General features: G+C 67.1%; 16 protein-coding genes. 11 read left to right on the forward strand and 5 right to left on the reverse strand.

The genetic code is table 11. The features are described from left to right. Positions 1–17 precede the first annotated feature (17 nt). The 7 genes from ACTJJK_RS13135 to ACTJJK_RS13165 all read left to right on the forward strand — a co-directional run bounded on the left by ACTJJK_RS13135 (position 18) and on the right by ACTJJK_RS13165 (position 6,010). Entirely contained in the window at positions 18–1,856 is a 1,839-nt protein-coding gene (locus ACTJJK_RS13135; RefSeq protein WP_440730425.1) for a DUF885 domain-containing protein, read from the forward strand. A 417-nt stretch (positions 1,857–2,273) separates the two neighbouring features. Beyond that, positions 2,274–2,441, forward strand: coding sequence for a LiaI-LiaF-like domain-containing protein (locus ACTJJK_RS13140; protein WP_031372251.1), 168 nt, complete (start codon positions 2,274–2,276; stop codon positions 2,439–2,441). A 19-nt stretch (positions 2,442–2,460) separates the two neighbouring features. Beyond that, positions 2,461–3,207 carry a 5-oxoprolinase subunit PxpA gene (locus ACTJJK_RS13145; protein ID WP_223619429.1) on the forward strand — a complete coding sequence of 249 codons (747 nt, stop codon included), beginning with the start codon at positions 2,461–2,463 and terminating at the stop codon, positions 3,205–3,207. Positions 3,208–3,279: 72 nt separating this feature from the next. Further along, a complete protein-coding gene (locus ACTJJK_RS13150) occupies positions 3,280–3,981 on the forward strand; it encodes a DUF969 domain-containing protein (protein ID WP_440730426.1) in 702 nt (233 codons plus the stop codon). Next, on the forward strand, positions 3,978–4,931 hold the full coding sequence (locus ACTJJK_RS13155) for a DUF979 domain-containing protein (protein WP_440730427.1): 954 nt from the start codon (positions 3,978–3,980) through the stop codon (positions 4,929–4,931). The genes ACTJJK_RS13150 and ACTJJK_RS13155 overlap by 4 nt, the downstream gene beginning before the upstream one ends. Beyond that, entirely contained in the window at positions 4,928–5,656 is a 729-nt protein-coding gene (gene pcp, locus ACTJJK_RS13160) for a pyroglutamyl-peptidase I (RefSeq protein WP_440730428.1), read from the forward strand. Before ACTJJK_RS13155 ends, pcp begins: the two co-directional genes overlap by 4 nt. A gap of 45 nt (positions 5,657–5,701) precedes the next feature. Further along, the gene (locus ACTJJK_RS13165; RefSeq protein ID WP_440730429.1) at positions 5,702–6,010 is read left to right on the forward strand and encodes a hypothetical protein; all 309 of its coding nucleotides are present in this window, start codon (positions 5,702–5,704) and stop codon (positions 6,008–6,010) included. Between the two features lie 232 nt (positions 6,011–6,242). Here the strand turns inward: ACTJJK_RS13165 and ACTJJK_RS13170 are convergent, their stop codons facing one another. From ACTJJK_RS13170 to apbC, 3 genes are all read right to left on the reverse strand, one after another. Then, on the reverse strand, positions 6,243–6,755 hold the full coding sequence (locus tag ACTJJK_RS13170) for an RDD family protein (RefSeq protein WP_031372256.1): 513 nt from the start codon (positions 6,753–6,755) through the stop codon (positions 6,243–6,245). Positions 6,756–7,011: 256 nt separating this feature from the next. Beyond that, positions 7,012–7,581 (reverse strand): dCTP deaminase, encoded by a 570-nt coding sequence (gene dcd, locus ACTJJK_RS13175; protein ID WP_031372257.1) that lies wholly within the window; start codon positions 7,579–7,581, stop codon positions 7,012–7,014. A gap of 61 nt (positions 7,582–7,642) precedes the next feature. Further along, a complete protein-coding gene (gene apbC, locus ACTJJK_RS13180) occupies positions 7,643–8,710 on the reverse strand; it encodes an iron-sulfur cluster carrier protein ApbC (protein WP_223619426.1) in 1,068 nt (355 codons plus the stop codon). Between the two features lie 498 nt (positions 8,711–9,208). On the opposite strand from apbC, the gene ACTJJK_RS13185 reads away from it, so the two are divergent. The 4 genes from ACTJJK_RS13185 to rnfB all read left to right on the forward strand — a co-directional run bounded on the left by ACTJJK_RS13185 (position 9,209) and on the right by rnfB (position 15,621). Next, entirely contained in the window at positions 9,209–12,184 is a 2,976-nt protein-coding gene (locus tag ACTJJK_RS13185; protein WP_440730430.1) for a TonB-dependent receptor domain-containing protein, read from the forward strand. 206 nt (positions 12,185–12,390) lie between these two features. Then, positions 12,391–12,828, forward strand: coding sequence for a DUF2147 domain-containing protein (locus ACTJJK_RS13190; protein WP_031372260.1), 438 nt, complete (start codon positions 12,391–12,393; stop codon positions 12,826–12,828). 147 nt (positions 12,829–12,975) lie between these two features. Then, a complete protein-coding gene (gene metG, locus ACTJJK_RS13195) occupies positions 12,976–15,081 on the forward strand; it encodes a methionine--tRNA ligase (protein ID WP_440730431.1) in 2,106 nt (701 codons plus the stop codon). Between the two features lie 117 nt (positions 15,082–15,198). Next, on the forward strand, positions 15,199–15,621 hold the full coding sequence (rnfB, locus tag ACTJJK_RS13200; RefSeq protein ID WP_081930913.1) for an Rnf electron transport complex subunit RnfB: 423 nt from the start codon (positions 15,199–15,201) through the stop codon (positions 15,619–15,621). Here the strand turns inward: rnfB and ACTJJK_RS13205 are convergent. Together ACTJJK_RS13205 and ACTJJK_RS13210 are read right to left on the reverse strand one after the other, a co-directional pair. Beyond that, a complete protein-coding gene (locus ACTJJK_RS13205; protein WP_440730432.1) occupies positions 15,618–16,178 on the reverse strand; it encodes a DUF4303 domain-containing protein in 561 nt (186 codons plus the stop codon). The genes rnfB and ACTJJK_RS13205 overlap by 4 nt on opposite strands. 14 nt (positions 16,179–16,192) lie before the next feature. Beyond that, on the reverse strand, positions 16,193–17,380 hold the full coding sequence (locus ACTJJK_RS13210; protein WP_440730433.1) for a TraB/GumN family protein: 1,188 nt from the start codon (positions 17,378–17,380) through the stop codon (positions 16,193–16,195). Positions 17,381–17,403: the final 23 nt, after the last annotated feature.

Genomic DNA, 17,403 nt, shown 5'->3' on the forward strand with positions numbered 1-17,403 from the left:
CCTTCTGGAGATCCCGCATGCGTTCCCTGCGTCTGTTGTCGCTGTCCGTCTGTGTCGTCGCCGCGCTCGCCGCCGGCTGCAAATCCGAAACCGCCGCACCGCCCGCCGGTGCCGATGCCGCGCCCGCCGCGGCCAAGCCGGCCGGCGCCGAATGGAACGCCGCCGTCGACGGCTTCCTCAGCGGTTTCTTCGAACACTTCCCGACCTGGGGCGCGAACGCCGGCAAGCACGAGTTCGACGGTCGCCTGCCGGATTTCTCGGCCGAAGGCCTGCAACGCAACATCCAATGGCTGCACCAGCAGCGCGACGCCATCAACGCGTTCGGCGACGAGCGCCTCGACGCCGCTCAGCGCTATCAACGCGATTACGTGCGCGCGGTCATCGACGGCCAGTTGTTCTGGCTGGAAGAGTCGGGTTTTTCCGCCAAGAACCCGGCCTTCTACGCCGGCGACCTGTCGCCGAGCATGTACCTGACCCGTCCTTATGCGCCCTTGCCGCAGCGCATGGCCGCGTTCGTGACCTATCAGGAAAACCTGCCCAAGGCGGTCGCGCAGATCCGCGCCAACCTCAAGGGCCCGTTCCCCGAAACCTATATCCAGCTCGGCACCGCGGTGTTCGGCGGCCTCGCCCAGTTCTTCGACACCGACGTGCCGAAGATCTTCGCCGAGGTCAAGGACGACGCCCTGCAGGCGCGCTTCAAGCAATCCAACGCCGCCGCCTCGGCCGCCATGCGCGAACTGGCCGAACACATGGCCTCGCAGAAAGCCCAGGCCACCCAGGATTTCGCCCTGGGCGCGGACAAGTTCGCGAAGATGCTCAAGGCCACCGAAGGCGTCGACCTGCCGCTGGACCAGCTCAAGGCCGCCGGCGAAGCCGACCTCGAACGCAATCTCGCCGCATTGAAGAGCGCCTGCGACCAATACGCCAAGGGCAAATCGCTCAATGACTGCATCACCCGGGTCAACGACGACAAACCGGTCGGCGGCGCAGTCGAAGGCGCGCGCGCGCAGTTGGTCGGCTTGCGCCAGTTCCTGGTCGACAAGGACCTGGTGACGATCCCGGGCACCGAGCAGGCCAAGGTCGAGGAAGCGCCGCCGTTCAACCGCAACAACTTCGCCTACATCGAGATCCCCGGCCCGTACGAGAAGAATCTGCCGTCGGTCTACTACATCGCCCCGCCCGATCCGAACTGGCCGAAGGCCGAACAGGACGCCTACGTGCCGGGCAAGGCCGACCTGCTGTTCACCTCGGCGCACGAAGTGTGGCCGGGCCATTTCCTGCAGTTCCTGCACGCCAACCGTTCGCAGTGGAAGTTCGCCCAGTTGTTCGTCGGCTATGCCTATGCCGAAGGCTGGGCGCACTACACCGAGGAAATGATGTTCGACGCCGGCCTCGACGGTGCGACCCCGGAAATCCACATCGGCCAACTCACCAACGCGTTGCTGCGCAACGTGCGTTATCTGTCGGCGATCGGCCTGCACACCGGCGGCATGACCGTCGCCCAGTCCGAACAGATGTTCAAGGACAAGGCCTTCCAGGACCCGGGCAACGCCCGCCAGCAAGCCGCGCGCGGCACCTACGATCCGGCCTACCTCAACTACACCTTGGGCAAGCTGATGATCATGCAGTTGCGCGAAGACTGGACCGCTACGCGCGGCGGCCGCAACGCGTGGAAAGGCTTCCACGACCAGTTCCTGAGCTACGGCGGCCCGCCGATCCCGCTGCTGCGCGGGCAGATGCTGGGCACCAAGCCGGAAACCAAGTTGTGGCAGGCGCCCAAGCCTGCGGCCACACCGGTGGCCAGCGCAACGGCACCGTCTTCCGCGGCGCCGGCCGCGACCGGCGCCGCGCACTGAACCGATCGAAACACCGATGACGACAAGAACGGGGCCGCACGCGGCCCCGTTCTTGTTCGGGCGGCAACCGGCTTGCGTACGCGAAACTCCGCTGTATATCCCCGCTTTGAAATCTGTTTTAGATCCCCCCTTTGAAAAAGGGGGGCCAGGGGGGATTTGCTCTTCGCTGAAACGGCAAAGCGAATCCCCCGGCGCAGCCGCTCTACCCCGACCTCCGTTCGCGCGGGCCCCTGCCCCCTCAACAAAGGGGCCGAGCTTCCAACTCGTTCGTACTCACAGGCTCGGCCGCCCTCGCTCGTACGATGCATCCCGCAAGCCAGCCGCGCCTAGCCCGCCTCTTGGTCCCCCCACCCCAACCCGTCTAGACTCCTTACGTCCCCGGGCCCGGCGCCCTGCACCACTTACGAGACCGCACCAATGAAATCCAACGTCGTCGGCGCCCTGATCCTGATCGTCATCGGCACCCTGTTCCTGCTCAACAATCTGGGCCTCACCAATGTCAGCCTGACCCGCTTGCTGATGACCTGGTGGCCGGCGATCCTCATCGCCGTGGGCCTGGGTCTGCTGTTCAAGCGCGGCAAATAGCCGCGCGGAGTCTCGCCTCATGCAGGACCGCATCGATTTCAATTGCGATCTCGGCGAGGGTTGCGGCGACGATGCCGCGATCCTGCCCTTCGTCAGTTCGGCCAACATCGCCTGCGGCGGCCATGCCGGCGACGAAGCGACGATGCGCGAAACCCTGCGCCTGTGCCGCGAACACGGCGTCGCCGCCGGCGCGCATCCGGGTTACGACGATCCCGAACACTTCGGCCGCCGCACCCTGCCGCTGAGCCGCGACGAGATCGGCATGCTGATGCTCAACCAGCTCGCCCGGCTCGCCGCGGTCGCCGCCGACGAGGGCGTGCGCCTAAGCCACGTCAAACCGCACGGCGCGCTGTACAACCTCGCCGCCGACGACCGCATCGTCGCCGAAGCCATCGTCGGCGCGGTCGCCGCGTTCGATCCGAACCTGATCGTCTACGGTCTGTCGCAATCGCAGCTCACCGACGCGGCCGAAGCCGCCGGCCTGCGCGTCGCCCACGAGGTCTTCGCCGAGCGCGGTTATGCCCGCAACGGCCGGCTGTTGCCGCGCGGCCAGCCCGGCGCGGTGATCGAGTCGCTCGACGCGGCGATCGCCCAGGTCCATGGCCTGGTCGTGCGCGGCGAAGTCGCCACCGCCGACGGCGGCCGCATCGCGCTGCGCGCCGACACCCTATGCCTGCACGGCGACCGCAGCGACGCGCCGGCGTTCGCGCGCGCGCTGCGCGACGCGCTCGTGGCCGACGGCATCCGCATCCTGCCGGTGGCATGAGCGCCCGCGCCCTATCGCAGACGGCGCCATCGGCAAACCGCATCACCGAATTTCCATGAGCGAGGGCGTGGCATGAACTATTGGCCCCTGATCGGCGTCGCCGCGGTCGTGATCGGCTTCGTACTGCGGCTCAATCCGGCCCTGGTCGTGGTCGCCGCCGGTTTCAGCACCGGTCTGGCGGCGCAGCTGTCGCCGCTGGACATCCTCGAAGTGCTGGGCAAGGCGTTCACCGAGAAACGCTTTCTGTTGCTGTTCCTGCTGACCCTGCCGGTGATCGGCCTGCTCGAACGCCACGGCCTGAAGGAACACGCGCAAAACTGGGTCGCGCGATTGCGCGGCGCGACCATGGCGCGGCTGTTGGTCGCCTATCTGCTGATGCGCCAGTTGTCTTCGGCGATCGGCCTGACCAGCCTCGGCGGGCATCCGCAGACGGTGCGGCCGCTGCTCGCGCCGATGGCCGAGGGCGCGGCGCAGACACGCCATGGCGAGCTCGACGACGACGAACGCCAACGCATCCGCGCCCTGGCCGCCGGCACCGACAACGTCGGCATGTTCTTCGGCGAGGACATTTTCATCGCCTTCGGCGCGGTGCTGCTGATCCAGAGCTTCTTCGCCGAGCACGGCTTCACGCTCGATCCGCTGCAGATCGCCTTGTGGGGCATCCCGACCGCGATCTGCGCCTTCGTCATCCACTCGGTGCGGATCGTGCGCTTCGAACGCGGACTGGCGCGACGGCGCGCCGTTGCGGCGACGACCGAAGCGCCCGCGCCATGATCACCCTGACCTTCGTCTACTGGGTGCTCGGCGCCTATTTCGGCGTCCTCGCCTGGCGCGGCCTGCGCGATCGCTCGAATCCGCGCCGCCATGCGAACGGCGCGTTCTGGGGCCTGATCGCATTGCTGATGTTCGCCGCCGAGCATCTTCCGAACAAAGTCGTCGGCGCCTGCGTGGTCGTGCTCGCGGTGCTCGCCGGTTTCGGCGGCCTCGGCAAGGGCGGTTACGACGAAACCGCCGCCGAAGAAAAACAGGACGAAGCGCAGCGGCTCGGCAACCGGCTGTTCTGGCCGGCGCTGTTGATCCCCAGCGTGACCCTGATCGGCGCGCTCGGCCTGAAGTACGTGCGCATCGGCGACACGCCCTTGCTGCAGACCGCCAACGTCACCCTGATCGCGCTCGCCATCGCCTGCCTGATCGCGCTCGCGGCCGCATGCCGGCTGACCAGGCAAACCCCGTGGAGCGGCGTCGAGCAATCGCGGCGCCTGGTCGATTCGATCGGTTGGGCGGCCTTGCTGCCGCTGTTGCTGGCCACGCTCGGCAGCGTGTTCGAAGCCGGCGGCGTCGGCCAGGCCGTGGCCGGCGTGGTGCGCTCGGTGATTCCGGTCGACAACGCCTTCGTCGTGGTCGCGGCCTACGCGCTCGGCATGGCCTTGTTCACCGTGATCATGGGCAACGCCTTCGCCGCGTTCCCGGTCATGACCGCCGGCATCGCCCTGCCCTTGCTGGTCCATCACCACGGCGCCGAACCGGCCTCGCTGGCGGCCATCGGCATGCTCTCGGGCTATTGCGGCACCCTGCTGACGCCGATGGCGGCGAACTACAACCTGGTGCCGGCGGCCTTGCTCGAACTCAAGGACCCCTACGGCGTGATCCGCGCGCAATGGCCGACCGGCATGGTGCTGCTGGCTTGCAACGTCGCGCTGATGTACTGGATCGCGTTCCGATGAAGGCGCGTCCGCCGACTGTGCAGGCACCGACTCTACAGACACCGACTCTGCAAGCGCCGGCTCTGCAAGCACCGATCCTGTTGACCGGCTTCGCGCCGTTCGGCGGCGAAACCGACAACCCGAGCTGGGACGCGGTACGCCGGCTCGACGGCGCGTCGATCGCAGGCAACGACGGCGCCGAACATCGCATCGTCGCGCGTTGCCTGCCGGTCGCGTTCGGCCAATGCCTGGACGAATTGAACCAAGCCATCGACAGTTTGCGGCCGGCGCTGGTGCTGTGCGTCGGCCAGGCCGGCGGCCGCGCGCAATTGTCGCTGGAGCGCATCGCGATCAACCTCGACGATGCGCGCATCGCCGACAACCGCGGCGCGCAACCGATCGACGAGCCGGTGGTCGCCGACGGCCCGGCCGCGTATTTCACCGACCTGCCGATCAAGGCCATGCTCGCGGCGCTGCGCACGGCCGGCATCCCGGCCGAGGTGTCCCAGACCGCCGGCACCTATGTCTGCAATCACCTGTTCTATGGGCTGATGCATACCCTGCGCGGCCACGACGGCGTTCGAGGCGGCTTCATCCACATTCCGTATGCTCCGGCACAGGCTGCGCGCCATGCCGGTGCGCCGAGTCTGGCGATCGATACCGTCGTGCAAGGCCTGCGGGTGGCGCTGGAGACGGCGCTGACCACGCGGGTCGACCGACGCATCGCCGGCGGCGCCGAACACTGAACCGGGCGTTCGCCTACCCATCCAATATCCGACGGAGTATCCCCCATGCATCGCCTGTTGCTCGCCGCCCTGCTCGCCACCGCCGCCGTCGCCGGCTCGATCGCCGCCCCCGCGCACGCCGGCCTGTTCGACAAGAACCCCGAGCAGGTCGCCACCGAGGCCGTCAACAAGAACCTGATCGCGGTGACCCTGTGGGTCGACGCGAGCTGGGGTTTCCGCAACCAGGGCGCGGCCAACGCGTTGAGCCGCGCGCATCAGGCCTTCACCTCCCGCGATTACGACGTGGTCAGCGTCGAGCCGTATATCGAGAACGGCGATCTGCAGGGGTTTTTCGTTACCTATCAGCGGCGCTGAGCGCGGGCTTTCTGAAGGCTGCGCCGGTGGTCTTAGCGGCGCGGTCGCGGCTCGCGCCGCTCCTACCCTGGAATCGTCGACATCTTGTGGATGCGCGGTCGCGGCGTATCACCGGAGGAAATCCCTGTGGGACGCCGCTCCTACCCAGGTCCCGGGCGTTCTCGAGGCCATAAAAAACGCGCCGATGCGAAAGCATCGGCGCGTTTTTTTTGAGGCGAGGACGCGTCCGGGATCAGCGCGCGACCACGACCTTGGTGCCGGCGATCTGATCGTGCAGGCAGCGGCGGTCGTCGCGGAAGATCATCAGCACGTCGACCAGTTGGACGATCGCGCCCAGGCACGGAATCAGGCCGACGCCCTGCGAGAACAGGTAGCGCTTGCCGAGCAGCTCGGCCAGGCTCGGCTGCAGGCCGTCCATGTCGACGATCTTGATCTTCATGACCTTCTTGCCCCAGGTCTGGCCGCTGGCGTTCAGCGGGTAGGCCTGGACCAGGAAAAACACCACGATGCCGATCAAGCCCCACATCATCTGCAGGCCGAAGGTCTGTTCGCCGGCCTGGGCCGCGGTCATGACCTGTTCGAAATAACCGCCGACGAACATCACCGGCATCAGCAACACCAGCATGATCACGGCGTCGATGATGGCGGCGACCAGCCGGATGCCGCGATCGGCCAATTCCTCGCCGTCGGGCTCGGGCGCGGTCAGCGAGGATTGCGGGCTTTGATACGGGTTCTGCGGGTCCATTCCTTTGCTCCTTGGTTGAGATGGCGCCAACGGCCCCCTGCCGCGACGCCTGTCGAATTGTGACGGCGAACGATAACAGGCCAGCGGCATCAATACGCATCCTGTCGGCCGATTCGCGTCGACCGATTCGCCGCCTTGCGTCCGCGCCGCCGGCGGACCGGCGCGGCGGGCCGCACGCATACGAGAACGGCCTGGCACGCATCCGCGCCAGGCCGTCGGTCGTCGCTGTCGCCTCGCTCGCCGCAGCGGGCCGGGCTCAGGTGCGCGGCAGGGTCACGCCGACCTGGCCCTGATACTTGCCGCCGCGGTCCTTGTAGGAGGTCTCGCAGACTTCGTCGGACTGGAAGAACAGCATCTGCGCCACGCCTTCGTTGGCGTAGATGCGCGCCGGCAGCGGCGTGGTATTGCTGAATTCCAGAGTGACGTGGCCTTCCCACTCCGGCTCCAGCGGGGTCACGTTGACGATGATGCCGCAGCGCGCATAGGTGCTCTTGCCCAGGCAGACCACCAGCACGTCGCGCGGAATGCGGAAGTACTCGACGGTGCGCGCCAGGGCGAAGGAGTTCGGCGGAATGATGCAGACGTCGTTCTCGATGTCGACGAAGCTGCCCGGGTCGAAATGCTTGGGGTCGACGATGGTCGAGTTGATGTTGGTGAAGACCTTGAACTCGCGCGAGCAGCGCACGTCGTAGCCGTAGCTGGAGGTGCCGTAGCTGACGATGCGCTGGCCGTCGGCGGCGTGCTTGACCTGGCCGGGCTCGAACGGCTCGATCATGCCGTGCTGCTCGGACATGCGGCGGATCCAACGGTCGGACTTGATGCTCATTGCGATGTTCCAGTAAGGGCAGCCAGGCCGCCGATGGTAAGGGAGGTAATGCGGGCCGCGCTCAGCCGAGCAGCGAGGCCGAGATCGACGGCGTCACCCGCGGCCGCAGCGCGAGCTGCACCGCGAGCCGGCGCGCGGCGGCGCGGTAGGCGCGCGCGGCGGTCGAATCCGGTGCCGAGGCGACGATCGGCACGCCGGCGTCGCCCTGCTCGCGGATGCCGATTTCCAACGGCAGGCTGCCGAGCAGGCTCACGCCGTATTGCGAGGCCATGCGCGCGCCGCCGCCTTCACCGAACAGATGCTCGGCGTGGCCGCAGTTCGAGCACACGTGCACGGCCATGTTCTCGATCAGCCCGAGCACCGGCACTTCGACCTTCTCGAACATGCGCAGCGCCTTCTTGGCATCGAGCGTGGCCACGTCCTGCGGCGTGGTCACGATGACCGCGCCGGCGACCGGGATTTTCTGCGACAGGGTCAGCTGGATATCGCCGGTGCCGGGCGGCAGGTCGACGATCAGATAGTCGAGCTCGCCCCAGCGGGTGTCGTTGAGCAAGGTGGTCAGCGCCGAAGTCGCCATCGGGCCGCGCCAGATCATCGGCGTGTCCTGCTCGACCAGCGGGCCGATCGACATCGCTTCCAGGCCGTGCGCGCGCATCGGTTCGATGCTCTTGCCGTCCGGGCTGTCGGGGCGGCCGCTGAGGCCCAGCATCATCGGCACGCTGGGGCCGTAGATGTCGGCATCGAGCACGCCGACGCGGGCGCCGTCGGCGGCCAGGGCCAGGGCCAGGTTCACCGCGGTGGTCGACTTGCCGACACCGCCCTTGCCGGAACCGATCGCGATCACGTTGCGCACGCTCGGCAACGGCGCCAACTTCGGCTGGACCGCGTGCGAGACGATGCGGGTGTTGAGTTCCAGGCTCGCCAGGCTCAGGCCTTGGCCCGCCAACAGCTCGCCGATCGCCGTTTCCAGCGCGGCACGCAGGCCCTCGAGCGGATAGCCGGCGGTAATCGAAACCGCGGCGCGGCCTTCGCCGACGCCGGCGCGGATGCGCGCCTCGCTGTCGCCCAGGCGCACGTCGGTCTCGGGAATGAAAAGTGCCGCGATCGCGGCCTGCAAGGTCTCGCTCATACCGGCCGTCCGGCCGTACGGGGTGTGTGGATGCGCATGGGGACTCTGAATGGGGGTCGGGCCGCGCGGCGGCCTGCGCACATGGTAAGGCCTGCGCCTGGCAGCGTCCTGCCCGACATGCGCGCGCGGCCGCATTCGACGCCGCTTCGACAGGCCGGCGGCGGCGGCGCCCGACCGGCTCGGCGCCGGCAACATGGCCGCTCAATCAGCAACCATAAATTGCATATCACACCAGCGCGCTGTCACAGATTCCGGCGGTCGCGGTCGCGCTCATCCGTGCAGGGACCTGCCTTTCGGCAATGGTCGCCCTTCAGCAACAAGCGCGAAAATGCATTGCAATCAATCGCTTGAATGTTGGCACTCGGCAAAATCAAACACCGCCCCGGGCAAGCAGGGAAATATTACGTGCGTGTTAAGTTCAGGTTTGTAAAGGGATTGTTAATCCGCCAGGAAGGCACCCGAAACATGCATTTACGTTCTCAGTTAGGGGAAAACTCAATGGCAGTACGCAACTCGCAGGGCCTGCGCCGCAGCAGGCTGACGGCGGCGCTGGTCAGCGCGATGCTGGTCTCGGTCGCCGGCACCGGCTACGCCCAGGACGCGGCCCCGGCCGACAGCGCGGCGACCGACATCGACGCGGTCACCGTGACCGGCTCGCGCATCAAGCGCATCGGCTTCGTCACGCCCTCGCCGGTGGTCGGCATCAGCGCCGAGGAAATCCGCTCGACCGGCGCGGTGACCATCGCCGACCTCATGACCACCCTGCCGCAGTTGTCGGCCACCTACACCCTGGGCAACTCCACCCGCGCCATCGGCACCGCCGGCCTCGGCCTGCTCGACCTGCGCGGCATGGGCAGCGCGCGCACCCTGGTGCTGGTCAACGGCCGCCGCCATGTCGGCGGTACCTCGGGCTCGACCGCGGTCGACGTCAACACGATTCCGGTCGAACTGATCGAGCGCGTCGAAGTCATCACCGGCGGCGCCTCGGCCGTGTACGGCGCCGACGCCGTCGCCGGCGTGGTCAACTTCATCATGAAGAAGAAGTTCGACGGCTATGAGATCCGCGCCCAGACCGGCGACGCCAGCGAAGGCGATTTCAGCCGATCCTTCATCAGCGCCACCGGCGGCAACGAATTCGCCGGCGGCCGCGGCAACATCGTGTACTCGGCCGAGTACAGCAAGCAGGACCGTTTCGGCCGCGGCGATCGCAAGATCGGCCGCGAGTTCAACGTCAGCATGCCGAACCCGAACTTCGACCCGAGCAAGCCGCCGAGCCAGACCAACCCGCAGCGCGTATTCATGGGCCCGGGCGGCAACTCCAGCCTGTCCTACGGCGGCACCTTCAACCTCGGCGGCAAGCGCTATCTGTTCAACGACGACGGCAGCTTCCGCCCGAACCGTTACGACGGCCCGCGCGACGGACCGAACACCTGCATCGACTGCGACTTCGCCGACCTCAACGGCGTCGCCGACCTGCAACCGGGCTTCGACCGCTACAGCGTCAACACCATGCTCAACTTCGAGATCAACGAGAACCACAAGTTCTTCTTCGAAGGCAAGTACACCAAGACCGAATCGGACTTCCTCGGCCAGCCGGCGTTCGATCAGCCGATCCGCATCCGCCGCGACAACGCCCTGATCTCGCCGCAGCTCGGCGCGCTGATGGACGCCAACGGTCTCGCTTCGCCGGCCAGCCAGTTGCAGATCAGCCGCTTCAACGTCGACGCCGGCCGTCGCGGCGAACAGGTCGACCGCAAGACTCAGCGCTACGTCGCCGGTCTCGAAGGTTATCTGTCGGAGAACTGGACCTATGAAGTGTCCGGCGTTTACGGCAAGACCGAAATCGACCGCCTGAACCTCAACAACCGCATCAACGACCGCTGGCAGGCCGGCATGGACGTGGTGCGCGACGCCAACGGCAACCTCGCCTGCCGCGTCTCGGTCGATCCCAACGCGATCAACCCGAACACCGGCCGCGCCTACCTCGACATCTCGCGCGCCGGCTGCGTGCCCTTCAGCGTGTTCGGCAACGGCGCGGTCGATCCGAAGGCCGCGGCCTGGTTCAACTACGACGCGATCAACCGCAGCAAGATCACCCAGAGCGTGTTCAGCGCCTCGGTCGCCAACAGCGCGCTGTTCGAGCTGCCGGCCGGCGGCGTCGGCTTCGCCGGCGGTATCGAATACCGCAAGGAAACCAGCGAGGAAATCACCGATCCGCTGGCGGCGCAGGGCCTGACCTTCCTCAACGCCATTCCGAGCCGCAAGGGCGAATACAGCGTCAAGGAAATCTTCGCCGAAGCCACCGTGCCGCTGCTGGCCGACCTGCCCGGCGTGCAGCGCCTGAGCATGGACCTGGCCGGCCGTTACTCCGACTACGACACGGTCGGTTCGACCAAGACCTGGAACGTCGGCCTGGATTGGGCGATCAACGATTCGCTGCGTTTGCGCGGCAGCGTGGCCCAAGCGGTGCGCGCGCCGAACATCGGCGAGCTGTTCAACCCGCAGACCCAGAACTTCGCCACGATCTACGACCCCTGCGACACCCGTCCCGGCGTCACCAACGGCGTCTCGACCGCGGGCGATCCAGCCCTGCGCGCGAGCAACTGCGCCGCTCTCGGCCTGCCGGCCAACTACCGCGACACCTATTCGGGCAACCGCCCGGGCCTCAGCGGCGGCAACCCGGATTTGAACGTCGAAGAAGCGCGCTCGCTGTCCTACGGCCTGGTCTGGCAACCGGAGTTCATCGAAGGCTTCGGCCTGTCGGTCGACTACTGGCGCGTCACCCTGACCGACGCCATCGGCGCCGTCACCGCGCAGACCATCGCCACCCGTTGCGTCGATTCGCCCGGCGGCATCGGCAACGATTTCTGCGCCCTGATCCAGCGCGCGCCGGCCGCCGGTTACGTCGACTCGCAGGGCCGCACCTTCCCGGCGAATTCGATCTACAACTGGAAGGCCATCAGCGAGAACCTGGCAAAAACCCGCCGCGCCGGCGTCGACATCGAAGCCGACTACCGCTTCGAAATGCTGGGCGGCCAGGCCGCGCTGCGCTTCGTCGGCACCCGCCTGATCTCCTCGCGCGAATGGCCGTTCCAGGACTTCCCGGCCGAGTACGACGAGTACGTGACCTACGTCAGCGATCCGCGCTGGCGCGCCTCGCTCAACGCCAGCTACAAGCACGGCAACTGGCGCGGTTCGTGGGACATGCGCTACATCGACGGCAACCTGCGCGTGGTCCCGGAGAGCTACAACAGCAACCCGGGCCAGGTCTCGCCGATCCGCAACCCGTCCTACACCTATCACAACCTGCAGATCGGCTATAAGGTCCCGAACACCGGGCTGGACCTGTACATCGGCGCCGACAACGTGTTCGACAAGGATCCGCCGTTGAACTACTTCGGCGAGACCGAGGACAACGCGAACTACGACAGCATCGGCCGCTACGTCTACGCCGGCGCCACCTACAAGTTCTGATCCTCGCCGCAAGCGACACCGCATAGACAGGAAGCCCGGCCCAGGCCGGGCTTCTTTTTGCCCGCCTGAACGGCGGCCCGAGTCGACTTCCATACCCCGGCGGATGCGGTATAAAGGCTGCAACCGCGAACAGCGGCCGGCCTGTCGAGCGGTCCGAGCGCGGTCCGAATGTGGTTCGATCACGCCTAATCCCTGGGAGGGGACCCATGCGTACCAAACTGTTTGCACTGTTGCTGCTCGCCCTGCCGATGGCGGCGTTCGCCCAGGCCACGCCGGTCGGCACCTGGACCACGGTCGACGACAAGACCGGCAAGCCCAAGTCGGTCGTCGAGATCTACGAAGCCAAGGACGGCAGTCTCGCCGGCCGCGTCAACGAAGTCCTGCAATCCGATCGCGGCCCGAACCCCACCTGCGACAAGTGCTCGGGCGAGCGCAAGAACAAGCCGGTCAAGGGCATGGTGATCCTGTGGGGCATCCGCAAGGACGGCAGCACCTGGGACGGCGGCCAGATCCTCGACCCGGCCACCGGCAAGATCTATTCGGTCAAGGTCACTCCGACCGACAGCGGCAAGAAACTCGAAGTCCGCGGCTTCATGGGCTTCTCGCTGCTCGGCCGCACCCAGACCTGGATGCGCCAGCAGTAAACACGGCGCCGGTCCGCGATCCACGGAAACCCGGCCTGTGCGCCGGGTTTCTTTTTTGCGCCGACGCCGGCCGCAGACCCGGCGGTCCGCCACGGCCGGCGCGCAGGCCCATGCCATAATTCACGACCACCCACGGCACCCGCACTCATGTCCCGCGAAATCGTCGTCTCCAACGCCCTGCCCTATGCCAACGGGCCGCTGCACCTCGGTCATCTGGTCGGTTATGGCCAGGCCGACATCTGGTGCCGCGCGCAGCGAATGAGCGGCCACCGCGTTCACTACATCTGCGCCGACGACACCCACGGCACGCCGATCATGCTCGGCGCCGAGAAGGCCGGCCTGACCCCGGAAGCCTTCATCGCCGGCGTCCAGGTGAGCCATGAGCGCGACTTCGCCGACTTCGGGGTCAAGTTCGATCACTACGACTCGACCCACTCGGCCGGCAACCGCACCCTGACCGAAGGCTTCTACGCGCGCCTCGACAACAGCGGCCACATCACCCGCCGCTCGGTCGCGCAGTTGTACGACCCGGTCAAGGGCATGTTCCTGCCCGACCGCTACGTCAAGGGCATCTGCCCGAACTGCGGCACCCCCGATCAGTACGGCGACAACTGCGAGAACTGCGGTGCGACTTATGCGCCGACCGAACTGAAGGAGCCGCGCTCGGTGGTCAGCGGGGCGACGCCGGAGCTGCGCGAGTCCGAACACTTCTTCTTCGAGGTCGGCCATTTCGAGGCTTTCCTGCGCGAATGGCTGGCCGGCGACGTCGCCACGCCCGGCATCAAGGCCAAGCTGCACGAATGGCTCGACGTCGACGGCGGCCTGCGCGCCTGGGATATTTCGCGCGACGCGCCCTACTTCGGCTTCGAGATTCCCGGCCACCCGGGCAAGTACCTGTACGTCTGGCTCGACGCCCCGATCGGCTACCTGAGCAGCTTCCAGGCCCTGTGCGAACGCGAAGGCCTGGATTTCTGGTCTTACCTCGCCCGCGACAGCGAAGCCGAACTGCACCACTTCATCGGCAAGGACATCGTCACCTTCCACGGCCTGTTCTGGCCGGCGGTGCTGCACGGCGCCGGTTTCCGCGCGCCGACCCGCCTGCACGTCAACGGCTATCTGATGGTCAACGGCGAGAAGATGTCGAAGTCGCGCGGCACCTTCATCCAGGCCCGCACCTATCTCGACGTCGGCCTGGACCCGGAAGCGCTGCGTTATTACTTCGCCACCAAGACCAGCGGCGGCGTAGAGGACATCGACCTCAACCTGTCCGACTTCGTCGCGCGGGTGAACGCCGACGTGGTCGGCAAGTTCGTCAACCTGGCCAGCCGCTGCGCCGGTTTCATCGAGAAGCGTTTCGACGGCCAGCTCTCGGCGGTGTTGCCGGATGCCGCGATGTACCAGCGCTTCGTCGCCCAGCTGACGCCGATCGCCGAAGCCTATGCGCGCAACGAAGCCGCCAGCGCGGTACGCCTGACCATGGCGCTGGCCGACGAGGCCAACAAATACATCGACGAGCACAAGCCCTGGGTGCTGGCCAAGCAGGAAGGCGCGGAAACGCATCTGCAGGCCGTGTGCACGCAGGGCCTGAACCTGTTCCGCGTGCTCGCCGCCGCGCTCAAGCCGGTGCTGCCGCGCGTCTCGAGCGAGGCCGAGGCCTTCCTCGCCGCGCCGGTGACGCTGTGGGAGGACCTCGCCGAGCCGCTGCTCGACCACCGCATCGGCGCCTACGTGCCGCTCTTCACCCGCATCGACACCAAACTGATCGACACCATGATTGAAGCCAGCAAAGAATCCCTCGCCGCCTCGGCCCCGGCCGCCGTCGCTGTCGGCACCGCCGATGGCAAAGTCCCAGCAGCTGTCGTCGCCGTCGCGAGTTCAACGCCGGCTGTCGTGTCCCCGGGCGCCAGTGCAGCGACCGTCGCTACGGTTGGCATCGACGACTTCGCCAAGCTCGACCTGCGCATCGGTACGGTCCGCGTCTGCGAATTCGTCGAAGGCTCCGACAAGCTGCTGCGCTTCGAACTAGACGCCGGCGAACTGGGCACGCGCCAGATTTTCTCCGGCATCCGCGGCTCGTACGCCGAGCCCGACAAGCTGGTCGGTCGCAAGGTGGTGTTCATCGCCAACCTGGCCCCGCGCAAGATGCGCTTCGGCATCAGCGAAGGCATGATCCTGTCGGCCGGTTTCGACGGCGACGGCCTGCACCTGCTCGACGTCGACGGCGGCGCCGCAGCGGGCATGCCGGTCAAGTGACGGCCGGCGAGCAGTGAGTTTGGAGGAGTGAGAAGCGAGTCCCGGCTACAAGGCGCTTCAACAAAGCCGATACACACGGCCGCCTTTACTCACTCCTCCGCCCTCACTTCTAGCCCCATGGATCTGACCGAGCGCCTCGACCGTCTATTGCCGCAAACCCAATGCGGGCAGTGCGGCTACGCCGGCTGCCGGCCCTACGCCGAAGCGATGGCGCGCGGCGAGGCCGGGATCGACCATTGCCCGCCCGGCGGCGACGCCGGCGCGCGCGCCCTGGCGCGCCTGCTGGGCGTGCCGGCGCAGCCTTACGACCGCAGCCGCGGCCAGCACAAACCCGCGCCGCTGGCGCTGATCGTCGAAGCCGACTGCATCGGCTGCACCAAGTGCATCCAGGCCTGCCCGGTCGACGCCATCATCGGCGCGGCCAAGCACATGCACACGGTGATCGAACCGCTGTGCACCGGTTGCGAGCTGTGCGTGCCGGCCTGCCCGGTGGATTGCATCGTGCTGGTTCCGGCCACGGACGCGATGCTCGGCGCTTAGTCGCGCCAGCCGCTCGACCAAGCGGCGAATTCGGCCGCAATCGCCGGCGAATTCAAGCGCGCCACGCGCCGGTTCAATTCGGCGGCCGGCTCGTCGTCGTCGGAAATCGTCGCCAACACCACGAAGTCCTCGCCGAGCCCGGCGAAGCACTGCTTACGCAACGATTCCGCGCTCTCGACCAGCGTGTCCATCAAACGCGCCTTGAAATCGGCGAAGGCCGCGCCGCCGTCGCGAGCCTCAAGAGCGAACACATGCTCGCGCAGCCGATCGCACAAGCGTCCGAACTGTTCGTCGGCGCCGACGCCTTCCAACGGCCATTCCGACGGCGAATAACGGTAGTACAGACGCTCGCCGGGGTATTCGCTGTCGATGCGGCGCAGGTAATCGGCGGTCGCCATCGCCGGGCACACCGTCATCGCGCCGGAATCGGAGTACAGCGCGAACGCGCGCACCGGGTCGTCGCTTTGCGAGGCGGAGATCTCCGCGAACGCCGCCATGGCCGCGACGACGATGTCCTCGTGCAGCGCCGCAAAATCGAAGCCGGCTGCTTCGGTCATCGCCCGGCTCGTACTCAGCGCGACGGGGCGGTCGGCTTGGCTTCGGCGCGTGCCGGCGCGTGCTTGGCGGGGTCTTGCCTGGCCGCCTCGGCCTCGCCCGCTTCGTGCTTGCCGCTCTCGTGCTTGCCGCTTTCTTGCTTACCGGAAGCATCCTTGGCGGGCTTGTCCTTGCCGCGCTTGGGCTCGGCCGGCTTGCCGGCGTCCTTGGCGGCGAAGGCACGCTCGGCGCCGATCACCGGCACCGGGCCGTCGGCCGGCGCGCAGGTCGAACACACGCGTTCGACCGTATAGCCCTTGCTGCGCAGGCGCTCGACCAGACCGTCGTTGCCGAGCAAGTGCAAGGAACCGACCACGACCAGCGTGTCGCCTTGTTTGGACTCGTCGAGCATCTTCTGGATCTGCGGCACCCAGGCTTCGTTGCGCTCGAGGTTGACCATCCGGTAGGTCTCCGGGGTCTTCTGTTCCATCTCCACGCGCGCCTTCTCGTCGAGCATGGCGAGATCGGCGTTGCGCCAGGCCGAATGGATTTCGTCGAGCATGCCCGGCACGTCCTCGGGCTTGTCGACGAACTCGCGCAGCGCGGTGATCTGCTCGGGCAGCGGGCCGGAATCCATGACTTGCAATTGCAGTTCCATGGTCTCCAGGCCCGAGGTGGGCTTGCCGGCTTCGGCCGCCTGCCGCATCAGGTACTGGTCCAGCCCCAGTTGCGGGCTGAAGCCCATCGACTGCGAAACGCCGAGCACCAGCGACAAGTTGACGAACCACGGTTCCAGCGCGTCGAGCTGCGCCAGCGAACTGCCGTTCTTGGCCAGCACGCGGTTGAGCTTTTCGCGCAGGTCGGCCGGCAGCACCTTGCTCAGGGTGCGGCCGTCGTCGTAGCGCGCACGCGCCATGAAACGCTGCGGCACGGTCGGGTCGAACATCTCTTCCGGCGCGACTTCGAACACCAACTTGCCGGCGCCGGCGAACGCCTGATCGATGTCCGACGACAGCGGGTAGTCGTCGGCGCGCAGCAGATGGAACGAGCCCAGCAGATAGACCGCGTTGTCCTGGTCGGAGACTTTCCACAGCAAGGGCACCGGCGGCGCCTTCGCGGTCGCCGCGGGTACGTCGCCGGCGGCGATCGCGGTCGCGGAGGTCAACGAGGCGCTGAGCACCGAGGCGGTGAACAAGGGCAGGACGAACAGCTTCAGGAACCGCATGGGCAAACTGATCCTTGGGTCGG

Origin of the sequence: Lysobacter sp. 22409 (genome assembly GCF_052045105.1) — a bacterium.
In the GTDB taxonomy this organism is placed as follows: Bacteria; Pseudomonadota; Gammaproteobacteria; order Xanthomonadales; family Xanthomonadaceae; genus Lysobacter; species Lysobacter antibioticus_B.

What these genes read in the sequence shown, in the direction of transcription:
- dcd (WP_031372257.1), bottom strand. Translation starts at nt 7,581, where the DNA reads ATGAGCATCAAGTCCGACCGTTGGATCCGCCGCATGTCCGAGCAGCAC.
- ACTJJK_RS13205 (WP_440730432.1), bottom strand. Translation starts at nt 16,178, where the DNA reads ATGACCGAAGCAGCCGGCTTCGATTTTGCGGCGCTGCACGAGGACATC.
- ACTJJK_RS13150 (WP_440730426.1), top strand. Translation starts at nt 3,280, where the DNA reads ATGAACTATTGGCCCCTGATCGGCGTCGCCGCGGTCGTGATCGGCTTC.
- ACTJJK_RS13190 (WP_031372260.1), top strand. Translation starts at nt 12,391, where the DNA reads ATGCGTACCAAACTGTTTGCACTGTTGCTGCTCGCCCTGCCGATGGCG.
- ACTJJK_RS13145 (WP_223619429.1), top strand. Translation starts at nt 2,461, where the DNA reads ATGCAGGACCGCATCGATTTCAATTGCGATCTCGGCGAGGGTTGCGGC.
- metG (WP_440730431.1), top strand. Translation starts at nt 12,976, where the DNA reads ATGTCCCGCGAAATCGTCGTCTCCAACGCCCTGCCCTATGCCAACGGG.
- rnfB (WP_081930913.1), top strand. Translation starts at nt 15,199, where the DNA reads ATGGATCTGACCGAGCGCCTCGACCGTCTATTGCCGCAAACCCAATGC.
- apbC (WP_223619426.1), bottom strand. Translation starts at nt 8,710, where the DNA reads ATGAGCGAGACCTTGCAGGCCGCGATCGCGGCACTTTTCATTCCCGAG.
- ACTJJK_RS13140 (WP_031372251.1), top strand. Translation starts at nt 2,274, where the DNA reads ATGAAATCCAACGTCGTCGGCGCCCTGATCCTGATCGTCATCGGCACC.
- ACTJJK_RS13165 (WP_440730429.1), top strand. Translation starts at nt 5,702, where the DNA reads ATGCATCGCCTGTTGCTCGCCGCCCTGCTCGCCACCGCCGCCGTCGCC.
- ACTJJK_RS13155 (WP_440730427.1), top strand. Translation starts at nt 3,978, where the DNA reads ATGATCACCCTGACCTTCGTCTACTGGGTGCTCGGCGCCTATTTCGGC.
- ACTJJK_RS13170 (WP_031372256.1), bottom strand. Translation starts at nt 6,755, where the DNA reads ATGGACCCGCAGAACCCGTATCAAAGCCCGCAATCCTCGCTGACCGCG.
- ACTJJK_RS13185 (WP_440730430.1), top strand. Translation starts at nt 9,209, where the DNA reads ATGGCAGTACGCAACTCGCAGGGCCTGCGCCGCAGCAGGCTGACGGCG.
- ACTJJK_RS13210 (WP_440730433.1), bottom strand. Translation starts at nt 17,380, where the DNA reads ATGCGGTTCCTGAAGCTGTTCGTCCTGCCCTTGTTCACCGCCTCGGTG.
- pcp (WP_440730428.1), top strand. Translation starts at nt 4,928, where the DNA reads ATGAAGGCGCGTCCGCCGACTGTGCAGGCACCGACTCTACAGACACCG.
- ACTJJK_RS13135 (WP_440730425.1), top strand. Translation starts at nt 18, where the DNA reads ATGCGTTCCCTGCGTCTGTTGTCGCTGTCCGTCTGTGTCGTCGCCGCG.